11 protein-coding genes are annotated in these 12,095 nt (G+C 34.3%); 9 read left to right on the top strand and 2 right to left on the bottom strand.

All coding sequences use genetic code 11. From position 1 onward, the window contains the following. The first annotated feature begins 31 nt into the window (after nt 1–31). Nucleotides 32–1,114 carry a bifunctional 3-deoxy-7-phosphoheptulonate synthase/chorismate mutase type II gene (locus tag NO995_RS14320; RefSeq protein ID WP_240573623.1) on the top strand — a complete coding sequence of 361 codons (1,083 nt, stop codon included), beginning with the start codon at nt 32–34 and terminating at the stop codon, nt 1,112–1,114. A 52-nt stretch (nt 1,115–1,166) separates the two neighbouring features. On the opposite strand, the gene NO995_RS14325 is transcribed toward NO995_RS14320, so the two are convergent. Together NO995_RS14325 and NO995_RS14330 are read right to left on the bottom strand one after the other, a co-directional pair. Then, nucleotides 1,167–1,838, bottom strand: a complete 672-nt coding sequence (locus NO995_RS14325) for a hypothetical protein (protein WP_240573620.1) — start codon at nt 1,836–1,838, stop codon at nt 1,167–1,169. A 61-nt stretch (nt 1,839–1,899) separates the two neighbouring features. After that, the gene (locus NO995_RS14330) at nt 1,900–2,349 is read right to left on the bottom strand and encodes a hypothetical protein (RefSeq protein ID WP_240573619.1); all 450 of its coding nucleotides are present in this window, start codon (nt 2,347–2,349) and stop codon (nt 1,900–1,902) included. Between the two features lie 88 nt (nt 2,350–2,437). Between NO995_RS14330 and rsgA the strand changes: the two genes are divergently transcribed. From rsgA to rlmN, 8 genes are all read left to right on the top strand, one after another. Then, entirely contained in the window at nt 2,438–3,388 is a 951-nt protein-coding gene (gene rsgA / locus NO995_RS14335; protein WP_240573618.1) for a ribosome small subunit-dependent GTPase A, read from the top strand. Nucleotides 3,389–3,391: 3 nt separating this feature from the next. Then, complete coding sequence (gene dtd / locus NO995_RS14340; protein ID WP_258228098.1) at nt 3,392–3,844, top strand: D-aminoacyl-tRNA deacylase; 453 nt, start codon at nt 3,392–3,394, stop codon at nt 3,842–3,844. Nucleotides 3,845–4,094: 250 nt separating this feature from the next. After that, complete coding sequence (locus NO995_RS14345; protein WP_258228099.1) at nt 4,095–6,011, top strand: DUF3857 domain-containing protein; 1,917 nt, start codon at nt 4,095–4,097, stop codon at nt 6,009–6,011. A gap of 5 nt (nt 6,012–6,016) precedes the next feature. Continuing rightward, nucleotides 6,017–8,032, top strand: a complete 2,016-nt coding sequence (locus tag NO995_RS14350; RefSeq protein WP_258228100.1) for a DUF3857 domain-containing protein — start codon at nt 6,017–6,019, stop codon at nt 8,030–8,032. Continuing rightward, complete coding sequence (locus NO995_RS14355) at nt 8,033–8,359, top strand: nucleotide pyrophosphohydrolase (RefSeq protein ID WP_240573614.1); 327 nt, start codon at nt 8,033–8,035, stop codon at nt 8,357–8,359. A gap of 35 nt (nt 8,360–8,394) precedes the next feature. Continuing rightward, a complete protein-coding gene (locus NO995_RS14360; RefSeq protein WP_258228101.1) occupies nt 8,395–9,618 on the top strand; it encodes a 3-phosphoshikimate 1-carboxyvinyltransferase in 1,224 nt (407 codons plus the stop codon). 95 nt (nt 9,619–9,713) lie between these two features. After that, the gene (gene queA / locus NO995_RS14365; RefSeq protein ID WP_240573612.1) at nt 9,714–10,763 is read left to right on the top strand and encodes a tRNA preQ1(34) S-adenosylmethionine ribosyltransferase-isomerase QueA; all 1,050 of its coding nucleotides are present in this window, start codon (nt 9,714–9,716) and stop codon (nt 10,761–10,763) included. Nucleotides 10,764–11,035: 272 nt separating this feature from the next. Next, on the top strand, nt 11,036–12,076 hold the full coding sequence (gene rlmN / locus NO995_RS14370) for a 23S rRNA (adenine(2503)-C(2))-methyltransferase RlmN (RefSeq protein ID WP_240573611.1): 1,041 nt from the start codon (nt 11,036–11,038) through the stop codon (nt 12,074–12,076). Nucleotides 12,077–12,095: the final 19 nt, after the last annotated feature.

Here is a 12,095-nt window from a genome sequence, read left to right on the forward strand (position 1 = left end):
TCTAGTAGATTTTTAGGTAAATTAAACAAAAATGGAAAACAAAAAAGAAATGAGAACCTGGTTAGATGATTTACAATTAAGTCATCCGTTAGTAATTGCAGGGCCATGTAGTGCTGAAACAGAAGAGCAAGTATTGAAAATAGCTCATGAGCTAAAAGATACTGATGTGAGTTATTTTAGAGCAGGTATTTGGAAACCAAGAACACGTCCAGGTATGTTTGAAGGAGTAGGAGCTTTAGGTTTAAAATGGTTGCAAAAAGTGAAAGAAGAAACCGGTATGAAAGTATGTACCGAAGTTGCTAACGCTGCCCATGTAAAATTAGCTTTAGAGCACGATATCGATTTACTATGGATTGGTGCTCGTTCTACGGTAAGTCCATTTATTATGCAGGAAATTGCCGATGCCTTAGAAGGAACAGATAAACCGGTATTGGTTAAAAATCCAGTAAATCCAGATTTAGCCTTATGGTTAGGAGGTATAGAGCGTATTTATAATGCAGGTGTTAAAAATATTGGAGCTATTCACCGTGGATTCTCGACTTACGAAAAAACAAAGTACAGAAACAACCCGGAATGGCAATTGGCTATCGATTTCCAAAACAAATATCCGGATATTCCATTAATTAACGATCCGTCTCACATTACTGGAAAACGTGATATGATTTTTGATGTATCTCAATCGGCATTAGATTTAAATTTCGATGGATTAATGATTGAAACACATTACGATCCGGAAAATGCGTGGAGTGATGCAGCACAACAGGTAACACCAAAAACCTTAGTGCAGATTATGAAAGATTTAAAAATTAGAAAAGAGAGCGATTCTGAAGCGGAATACAATAAATCTCTTGATAATTTAAGAGCGCAAATTGATGTAATTGATAATCAAATTATCGAATTACTTGGAAAGCGTATGAAAACAGCAGATGGCATTGGAGCACTTAAAAAGCAAAAGAATGTTGCCGTGTTACAATCTAAGCGTTGGAATGAAATTTTAGGGAAAATGGTATTGGAAGGAGAAGCTCACGGATTAAGTGAAGAGTTTGTTCTTAAAATGTTTAAAGCGATTCACCAGGAATCGATTAATCACCAGGAAAAAATCCTTAACGGATAAAACAAAAAAGGCTCGCCAATGGCGAGCCTTTTTTATATTAAATAAATAGAGGCTACTTATTAAAACTTTTTACAATGGCTTTTACGTATTGCTTAGAAGCTGATGAAAGATCTGATGGATCTTCAATTTTTGAAGTGACAACACCAATGAGTTGTTTGTCTTCTGGTTCATCTAAATTATAAATTACCGTTTCTAAAATGTAGTTTTTAGAAGTGTATGTGGTTGAGGTTTCCGGAACATAATTCCCTAAAGTCGAGTATGCCATGGGATGGTAGTAATACCCATAAAACCCATGATAATATCTTGGGTAATAGCCATAGTAGGTACTCCCCGCATAGTAACCACCATCGGTTACGGTTTTAGTTAATTCTTGAGTGTCTTTAACAATGGTTAAAATGACTCCTTCATAACCATTAGCTTCGATAATGGATTTAATTTTCTTTTCATCTTCCTGAGTAATCTTTTTATCAGGATTAAATTCAGGAGACTTATTAAAACTTGGGGTAGCTTTAATGCCTCGTTTTTCCAGTTCTTCAACAATGCTATTCTCGAAGGTTATTCGAGCTGTTGTGTTGTCTGTACGAGCAATAACTAATATGTTTTTCTCTTTAACAGAATTGATATTGTCGCCTTTCCAGGAATTTAATACGTCTACACTAGAGCATGACATCGCTGATATTAATAGTAAGGTGATGCAAGTAAACTTTAAAAAGTGCTTTTTCATAGGTTGTTAATTTAATTTTAAAAGGAACAAATTATTAGTTAACTCCTTAAATATAATAGATTTATTTATTTCTTTTAAAAATGTAGCGCGTTATAAAAATACCTTGTCCATCGTCTTTGCCACTATCACTTTCAACGGCACTAGTAACAAAAGCCAGTTCCCAGCCTTCTTGAACCATAGTGTTTATTTTGGAACTTAAAACGGCATCGTTAGCTGCAATATTTTGAAAACGAATGCCTCCTATGTTGTAAAAGTTTAAAAGTTTGGTTTCTTCAAAATCTTTCACGCGAATATCCCCTCGGTCCGATTTGTTTCTGGTATTATCATCTTCGGTTTGTTCAGTTGTAAAATCTTTATAGTTTTTTTCTTCAACAGAAGAAATTAATCGAGAACGCCCTAATCCATTGGGAACAATCGATTCTACCGAGGTAATAACTTTATATTCAATTTGAGCTTGAGCCTCATTAAAAAATAGAACTCCTAAAAGAAAGACAAATAAAATACGTTTCATAATAGTTAGGTGTATTGGTGTTAAACGGTTAAATATAAATATATTCTTACTGAGAAAATAATTTTTTTAGAGTACTTTTGAAGCCGATATGACAGGACTCGTTTATAAATCTACAGGAAGCTGGTACACCGTTAAAACACAATTAGGTGAAACTTACGATTGCCGTATAAAAGGTAAATTCCGTATTAAGGGAATTAAAAGTACAAACCCGATTGCTGTGGGCGATTATGTAGATTTCGAACTGGAGACAAAAAATAATCAGGTTTCCGGAGTAATTCATAAAATTCACGATCGTAAAAACTATATTGTTCGTAAATCGGTGAACCTGTCGAAGCAAACTCATATTATCGCATCAAATATCGATCAGGTATTTTTGATGATTACCATTAATAATCCGCCAACCTTAACTAGTTTTATCGATCGGTTTTTAGTAACCGCCGAAGCCTATTCAGTTAAAACGGTTTTGCTTTTCAATAAAATTGATGCTTACGACGAAGAAACTTTAGATGAAGTTAGATATTTGGCTCATGTATACCGAAAAATAGGTTACGAATGCATTGGCGTTTCGGCAAAGTCTGGAAAAAATGTAGATAAGGTAAAAGCCTTAATGCAAGATAAAATAAGCATGTTTTCAGGACATTCGGGAGTTGGGAAATCAACTTTGGTAAATGCTATTGAGCCGGGATTGAATATAAAAACTAAAGAAATATCAGCACTCCACAGTCAGGGGCAGCATACCACTACGTTTGCTGAAATGTTCGATTTAAGTTTTGGAGGACAAATTATCGATACACCAGGAATTAAAGGTTTCGGAGTAGTTGATATGGAAAAGGAAGAAGTAGGTGATTATTTTCCGGAGATCTTTGCTTTAAAACAAGACTGTAAGTTTAATAACTGTTTACATATTAAGGAGCCAAAATGTGCCGTAAAGGAAGCTTTAGATAACGATGAAATAGCCTTTTCCCGTTACCGTAGTTACTTGCAAATTATTGAAGGAGACGAGGAACACTACCGAACTGATAACTGGGAAAAAGAATAAAATATGAAGGTAGTTATTCAGCGTGTTACTAAAGCAAGTGTAACAATAGAAGGTGAAAAAGTAGCGTCGATTTCAAATGGTGTTTTGGTTTTATTAGGAATTGTCAACGAAGACACTCAGGAAGATATTAATTGGTTGTCTAATAAAATAGTAAACCTTCGCATCTTTGAAGACGACAATCAGGTGATGAATAAATCATTAATTGATGTTAATGGCGATGTTATTGTAGTAAGTCAGTTTACACTTCATGCTGCAACAAAAAAAGGAAATCGACCGAGTTATATAAAGGCGGCAAAACCCGATATAGCGATTCCGCTTTACGAAGCCTTTGTGAAACAAATAGAAACCGATTTAGGTAAAAAAATACAAACCGGAGAATTTGGTGCCGATATGAAAGTCGAACTTCTTAACGACGGACCGGTAACCATTATTATAGATTCAAAAAATAAAGAATAATCTTTTCTTAATTTTTTTTTTCGTTTTAATTCCTTGATTTTACTGAGGATGATATACAAGTTCTCGTGAATTTATAATTCGTTTGTATGAATTGGATTAGGATTTTTGCATACTTTTTTTATTTTTGAAAGTAAGAATTATAATTAACCCTAGCCTTAGCTAATTCTCTCAACCTAATTAATTCTTAAACTATCCTCTTAACAGAGGATTAATAATAAATAATTAATTGAGAAATTATAAACTAAGGTTTATGGCGTTTAAAAACTATTTACAGTTATCATTCTTTTTTATCTCTTTCATTCTTTTTTCACAAAATAATTTATTTACAAGTTCAAATATTCCTGAATCGCTAAGTGATGGTGCTAATGCCGTTGTTCGTTTAGATGAAACCCGTATTGATCTGCTGAAAATCGATGAAATGCTGGTTTCAGAAAGACGAATTATTACAATTCTAAATAAAAGTGGAGATGACAATCTTAATGCTTATGTGCATTATGATAATAATGTGAAGATTAAGAATCTGGAAGCGACTATATATAACAAGTTTGGAGCGGTAATTAAGAAAATAAAAGAGAAAAATTTTAAGGATGTCAGTGCTGTAGATGGTGCTACCTTGTATTCCGATTCCAGAGTAAAGTATTTAGATTATACACCTTCAGCTTATCCTTATACGGTTGAATTTATTTGTGAAATATCTACAGGTAATACAGCCTTTATTCCTTCATTTATGCCAATCAATGAGCGTTATGTTAGTGTAGAAGAAAGTAATTATAGTATAACTTACCCTAAAGATATTCAGATTAGAAAAAAGGAAAAGTATTTAGAGGGTCTGGAATTAGAAAAGAAAGAAGAATTAGGATTAATAAGTTATTTTGTCAAAAATCTCGAAGCTTATAAACCTGAAGATTATTGTCCTAATCTGTTGGAAATTGCGCCTCGAGTTTTAATAGCCTCTAAGCAGTTTAGTTTAGAAGGCGTTCAGGCAGAAGTAGAAGACTGGAATGGTTTTGGAAAATGGATGTATAATGATTTGCTATTTGACACTTTAGATTTACCTGAAAGTACAGTTGACTATGTTCGAAATCTTGTAAAAGATGACATGTCTGATATAGAAAAGGCCAAAAAAATATATGAATACGTTCAAAATAAAGTTAGATATATAAGTGTTCAGGTAGGGATTGGTGGCTGGAAACCTTTTAAAGCATCTAAAGTAGATGAATTAGGTTATGGGGATTGTAAAGGATTGACTAATTATACAATGGCATTACTAAAAGCCGTTGGAGTTAAGTCTAATTATTGTGTTATTTATGCCGGTAATTCTCAAAGAAGTATGGAGCAAGATTTTGCTTTAATGCAAGGAAATCATGTTATTTTATCAATCCCAACTAATGAAGAACCTGTATGGTTAGAATGCACAAGTCAGGATGTGCCATTTGGGTTTATAGGTGATTTTACCGATGATAGAGATGTATTGGTTGTTACACCTGAAGGAGGTGAAATAAAACATACCAAAAAGTATAAAACAGAAGAAAACACCCAGTTTTTAAAAGGAAACTATACAATCAATCCAGAAGGATCAATTAATGTTGATGTAAATATTATATCAAAAGGAATTCAGTATGATGATAAGTATAGGTTGGAGTCACAAAGTGCTCGTGATTTAGATGTGTATTATAAGGATAGATGGGATTATCTAAACACCATATCTATTGATAAGATTGAAATAGATAATAACAAATCTGATGTTTCATTTGCAGAGCAAATTGGTTTTTATGTGCCGAATTACACTAAAAAGGCTGGTAATATCATGTTGTTAACAGTTAATGCCTTAAATAGAAATATTAATATCCCTGATAAATATAAAGACAGAAAATATCCAATTAAAGTTAAACGAGGCTTTATAGATGAAGATGAGGTGAAAATAACTTTACCTGAAAATTATAAAGTTGAAGCACTGCCAGAAAAAATCGAAATCGAAAATAAGTTCGGGAGTTATAGGGCAGAGTTTATACTCGAAGATGAAAATGTTATTTATAAACGTAAACTCGTTATAAATGACGGTGTATTTCCTAAAGAAGATTATGATGATTTTCGAAATTTCAGAATAGATATTTCTAAATCTGATAATGCAAAAATAGCCCTTGTTAAGAATACTACTAAAAACTAAACCATATGAAATTAACAACCTTTTTACTTTGTATTTGTCTTTCAGTCAAGGCATTTTCTCAAGAAGTCAAATTTGGAAAAATATCAACCGAAGAATTAGAAGAAAAAGTGAATCCGTTGGATTCTTCTGCTAATGCGACTTATTTATATAAGTATAGATGGTCACACCTAGAATATGATGAACAGTTAGACGAATTTTATATGAAAACCGAGGTTCAGGAACGTATAAAAATATACAATAAAGAAGGGTTTAATTATGCAACAAAGGTTATTAATCTTCGTGTAGGAAATAATAAGGAGGAAGAATTTCAAGGATTAAAGGCTTATACTTATAATTTGGAAGGGGGTAAGGCAGAAGAAGTGAAACTTGATAAAGATGGTGTTTTTGAAACCGAAAAACATAAATATTTAAATCAGGTAACCTTCACAATGCCTAATATAAAGGAAGGCAGTGTTATTGAGTATAAATATACCGTTGTTTCACCTTTTTTCTGGATGGTAGATGATTTTTACTTTCAACATGCTATTCCTGTAAAAATTGTAGAAGCTCGGTTTGATTCTCCTGAATACTTTAATTTTAAAATGATGTCTAAAGGGTATTTATCTGTTATTCCAAAGACTGAACGTAAATCGGATCAATTTAGATTTAACAATAAAGAAAGAAGTACAAATAATCGGGTGACGACCACTTCCTACAGCACAAGTACACAGGATTATATCCGTATTTACAATAATTTTAATTTAAAAGATGTGCCTGCTTTAAAAGATGAACCTCATGTAAATAATATTAATAATTACAGATCGGCCGTAAGTTATGAGCTCTCGTTTGTTAATTGGCCTTTAACCCCAATCAAATATTTTGCAACAACCTGGGAAGATGTGGTTAAAACTATTTATGATAGCCCTGGTTTTGGCGATGAGTTAAACAGGAGTTCTTATTATAAGGAAGATATAGAGGCTTTAATAGCAGGTGAATCTCAACCCTTGGCAAAAGCGGCTAAAATTTTTAACTATGTAAAATCCTCAATGAAATGGAATGGTTATACCAGTAAGTATGCTCAGGAAGGTGTTAAAAAAGCTTATTTAAGAAAGGAAGGAAATGTAGCTGATATCAATCTTATGTTAACATCGATGCTTCGTTATGCCGGACTAACGGCCAATCCGGTTTTAGTTAGTACAAGAGATAATGGTATTCCTTTATTTCCAACCTTAGATGGCTATAATTATGTTGTTTCTGCTATAGAGTCACCTGACGGAATAGTGCTTCTAGATGCAACTACAAGCCACGGGTTGCCTAATGTTTTACCTGTGAGAGCGTTGAACTGGGAGGGAAGAATTGTAAGAGAAAACAAAACCTCGAGTACGGTAAATTTATATCCTAAAGAAAAATCGGTAAATCAGGTGTCTTTGTTAGCAAGCTTAAATGAATCAGGAGATCTTGAGGGTAATGTGCGATTTTTAAGAAGTAATTATTTTGCCATGAATTATCGAGATGATTTTTTTGAAGAAGGACAAGATAAATATTTAGAGAAGCTTGAAAGTAAATTTGGAAATATAGAAATTTCAGAGTTTAATGTGCAAAATGAAAAAGATATATCTAAGCCAGTTATTGAATCCTTCAAGTTTTCATTAGAAAGTCAGGCAGATGTAATTAATAACAAGATTTATTTTTCTCCACTGTTCTTCTTGAAGACTACTGAAAATCCATTTAAGCTGGAGAAAAGAGAATTCCCTGTAGATTTTAGTTATCCAAAGAGTAATAAGTACAAATTTGTGGTTAAAGTGCCAGAGAATTATAAAGTTGAAAGCACACCGGAATCAGTTCAGATGCTGTTGCCAGATAATTTGGGAGCATTTAAATATATCGTTAAAGCAAGTCCAGATGGTAAAACGGTACATATTACTTTCGATACAGACATTAATCAATCCATTATTGTTCCTGCATATTATGAGCAATTAAAAGCGTATTTTAGCAAACTCATTGAAAAACAATCAGAGCAAATCGTTTTAATTAAAGTATAAATGAATATTCAAAACGCACAACAGGAAGTAGACGAGTGGATTAAAAATCACGGGGTTCGTTATTTTAACGAGTTAACCAATATGGCGCAACTAACCGAAGAAGTTGGAGAAGTTGCTCGTATAATAGCTCGTCGTTATGGTGAACAAAGCGAAAAAGAAAGCGATAAGGATAAAGATTTAGGAGAAGAACTGGCCGATGTATTATTTGTTGTTTTGTGTTTAGCTAACCAGACAGGAGTCGATTTACAGGCAGCTTTCGATAAAAGAATGGATAAGAAGGGAAAACGTGACCACGATAGGCATCATAATAACGAAAAATTAAAGTAAATTAGCGGCTTTGTTAAAACAGACCAACTATTATTATGCATATCACGCTTCAAAAATCTGAAATAGCTAAGCAATCGGCTATACAAATTACAGGTTCAAAAAGTGAATCTAACCGATTGTTACTTTTAAAGGCCCTATATCCGCAGTTTAATCTTGAAAACATCTCGAATTCCGACGATAGTAATTTAATGACCAAAGCATTAAGTTCGTCTTCAGAGGTTGTAGATATTCATCATGCAGGTACTGCCATGCGATTTTTAACTGCCTTTTTTGCGGTTCAGGAAGGAAGAGAAGTTACCCTTACGGGTTCGCAACGTATGAAGGAACGCCCAATTCAAATTTTGGTCGAGGCGCTTCAGGAACTTGGAGCAGACATAGAATATGTTGAAAATGCTGGATACCCGCCAATTAAAATAAAGGGCAAAAAGCTAGCTAAAAATAAAGTGTCGTTACAGGCTAATGTAAGTAGTCAGTACATTTCTGCTTTATTGTTAATTGCCTCGCGTTTAGAAAACGGATTGGAGTTAACGCTGGAAGGAAAAATTACTTCAGTGCCTTACATTAATATGACCCTAAGTTTGTTAACAGAAATAGGGGTTGAAAATTCTTTTGAAGGGAACACTATTGTGGTTAAACCAGCGCCAAAGGACTTAGAACAGAAAACCTTGGTGGTGGAGTCGGATTGGTCTTCGGCATCGTATTATTTTAGTTTGGCAGCCTTAAGTGCAGTAGGAACAGAAATTACCTTATCATCATATAAAGAAAATTCACTTCAAGGCGATTCGGCTTTAGTGGAAATTTATAAACATTTCGGAGTTGAAACGGCTTTCAAAAATAACTCGGTTACATTAACAAAAACAGACAAGGAGGTTTTGGCGTTTTCATACGATTTAACCAATGCTCCTGATATCGCTCAAACTATAGCAGTAACCTGTTTTGCTTTGGGAATAAAATGCGATTTAACAGGGTTGCATACCCTTAAAATTAAAGAAACCGATCGTTTGGTTGCTCTAAAAACTGAAATTGAAAAGTTAGGAGGGGTAGTAGAAATTACTAACGAATCCCTTCATTTAGCTGAAGCTACTACCATTAACAGTGGTGTGGCAATCGCTACGTATCACGATCACAGAATGGCTATGGCTTTTGCTCCAATCGCCCTTAAAACCTCGGTTATTATTGAAGATGCTATGGTGGTTTCAAAGTCATATCCTACATTCTGGGACGACTTAGAATCCATTGGTTTTAAAATAACTAAATAATAATCACATATTTACTTGACAAGGCCTATCTGCAGATTGTATATTTGCAGCCTTCGACGTATTGAAGTAAATTAAAAAACAATAAAAGTAAACAGATGAAATTATCAAACTTTGGTTTTAACTTACCAGATGAATTATTAGCGGAATATCCGGCGGAAAACAGAGATGAGGCGCGTTTAATGGTTTTAGACAGAAAAAAGCAAACTATTGAGCACAAAATGTTTAAGGATATTGTTGATTATTTTGATGAAGATGATGTTTTAATCCTGAACAATACCAAAGTATTTCCTGCCCGTCTTTACGGAAATAAAGAAAAAACCGGAGCAAGAATTGAAGTATTCTTATTAAGAGAGCTGAATGACGAACAACGTCTTTGGGATGTTCTTGTAGATCCGGCTCGTAAAATTAGAATTGGAAACAAATTATATTTTGGAGACGACGATACTTTAGTAGCAGAGGTTATCGATAACACAACATCTAGAGGTCGTACTTTACGTTTCTTATACGATGGTTCTTATGCAGAATTCCGTAGAAAATTAAACGAATTAGGAGAAACACCACTTCCTAAATACATAAAAAGACAAGTAGAGCCGGAAGACGAAGAGCGTTACCAGACTATTTATGCTAAAAACGAAGGAGCTGTTGCAGCACCAACTGCAGGTCTTCACTTCTCTAAGCACTTATTAAAGCGTTTGGAAATTAAAGGTGTAAACTTTGCTGAGGTGACTTTACATGTTGGTTTAGGTACTTTTAACCCAGTTGAGGTAGAAGATTTATCGAAGCACAAAATGGATAGCGAAGAGCTTAAAATCGATGAAAAAGCTGTAGAAACCGTTAACAAAGGTATTCGTAGTAAAAAACGTGTGTGTGCTGTTGGTACAACCGTTATGCGTGCTATTGAGAGTTCGGTATCTTCAAATGGAGAATTAAACGAGTACGAAGGTTGGACTAATAAATTCATTTTCCCTCCTTACGATTTCAGTATCGCAAACTGTATGATTACAAACTTCCATACTCCAAAATCAACATTATTAATGATGATTTCTGCGTTTGCTGGTCATGATTTCATGAAAAAAGCATATGACGAAGCTGTAAAAGAAGGCTACAAGTTCTACAGTTACGGTGATGCCATGTTAATCTTATAAAAATTTAAAGCCTTGTTTTTACAAGGCTTTTTTCTTTCTTTAAATTAGGGCGTTACCTTGCGGGTCGGGCTTTACGCGCTACACGGTAGCTTGCTTCAATCCTTAACGCAAAAAAGATGGTAATTGAAAGTTGCTTTTACTTGAATTCCTGTTTTGAGTTTCCAATTTAACTTTGCTGTCGTCCATCACTGGTCATCCGTCATTAGTCTAAAAATCTAACCTTTCTAATTAAGTCTAATCGTAACCCCAAAATCATTACTTTTGCATCATCTATGGCAACAACAAAAAAAGACATACGCGCACTAACCAAAGAGCAGTTAAGAGCATTTTTCGAAAAGCAAGGCGATAAGGCATTTCGTGGTAACCAGGTTTATGAATGGTTATGGCAAAAGGCCGCCTATTCTTTCGACGATATGACTAATATTTCGAAGGAAACCCGCCAAATGCTTGAAGATAATTTTGTGATTAACAATATTAAAGTCGATACCATGCAACGTAGTAGTGATGGTACGGTTAAAAATGCAGTACGTTTACATGATGGTTTGGTGGTCGAGTCGGTTTTAATTCCAACGCCAACACGAACAACAGCCTGTGTATCCAGCCAGGTGGGATGTAGTTTGGATTGTCGTTTTTGTGCGACAGCACGTTTAAAACGTATGCGTAACTTAAACCCTGATGAAATCTACGATCAGGTGGTGGCTATCGATAATGAAAGCCGCTTATATCACGACAGACCGTTAAGTAATATTGTATTCATGGGAATGGGCGAACCGCTTATGAATTACAATAATGTAATTAAAGCCATCGATAAAATAACCTCTGATGAAGGTTTAGGGATGTCTCCAAAACGTATTACCTTATCAACTTCAGGTGTGCCTAAAATGATTAAAAAAATGGCCGATGATGAGGTTAAATTTAATCTTGCCGTGTCATTACATTCGGCAGTAGATGAGGTGCGAACCAAGATTATGCCGTTTAATGAAACTTTTCCGCTTACCGATTTACGTGAAGCCTTAGAATACTGGTATGCCAAAACCAAGCGCAGAATTACTTACGAGTATGTGGTTTGGGATGGCATTAATGATACTCAAAACGATATTGATGCTTTTGTGAAGTTCTGTAAATATGTGCCGTGTAAGGTTAATATTATAGAATATAACCCAATCGATGATGGCGAGTTTCAGCAAGCTTCTAATCAGGCTTTAGAAAATTATATTTCTTCATTAGAGAAAAATGGCATCGTGGTTAATGTACGTCGAAGTCGTGGTAAAGATATTGATGCGGCTTGCGGACAATTAGCAAATAAAAGTTAGAAATTTAGCTGCTAAAACT

Origin of the sequence: Aestuariibaculum sp. M13 (assembly GCF_024723255.1) — a bacterium.
Taxonomy (GTDB): domain Bacteria; phylum Bacteroidota; class Bacteroidia; order Flavobacteriales; family Flavobacteriaceae; genus Aestuariibaculum; species Aestuariibaculum lutulentum.

Coding starts and splice junctions, on each gene's coding strand:
- rlmN (WP_240573611.1), top strand. CDS start 11,036: ATGGCAACAACAAAAAAAGACATACGCGCACTAACCAAAGAGCAGTTA.
- NO995_RS14350 (WP_258228100.1), top strand. CDS start 6,017: ATGAAATTAACAACCTTTTTACTTTGTATTTGTCTTTCAGTCAAGGCA.
- NO995_RS14325 (WP_240573620.1), bottom strand. CDS start 1,838: ATGAAAAAGCACTTTTTAAAGTTTACTTGCATCACCTTACTATTAATA.
- rsgA (WP_240573618.1), top strand. CDS start 2,438: ATGACAGGACTCGTTTATAAATCTACAGGAAGCTGGTACACCGTTAAA.
- NO995_RS14355 (WP_240573614.1), top strand. CDS start 8,033: ATGAATATTCAAAACGCACAACAGGAAGTAGACGAGTGGATTAAAAAT.
- NO995_RS14330 (WP_240573619.1), bottom strand. CDS start 2,349: ATGAAACGTATTTTATTTGTCTTTCTTTTAGGAGTTCTATTTTTTAAT.
- NO995_RS14345 (WP_258228099.1), top strand. CDS start 4,095: ATGGCGTTTAAAAACTATTTACAGTTATCATTCTTTTTTATCTCTTTC.
- queA (WP_240573612.1), top strand. CDS start 9,714: ATGAAATTATCAAACTTTGGTTTTAACTTACCAGATGAATTATTAGCG.
- dtd (WP_258228098.1), top strand. CDS start 3,392: ATGAAGGTAGTTATTCAGCGTGTTACTAAAGCAAGTGTAACAATAGAA.
- NO995_RS14320 (WP_240573623.1), top strand. CDS start 32: ATGGAAAACAAAAAAGAAATGAGAACCTGGTTAGATGATTTACAATTA.
- NO995_RS14360 (WP_258228101.1), top strand. CDS start 8,395: ATGCATATCACGCTTCAAAAATCTGAAATAGCTAAGCAATCGGCTATA.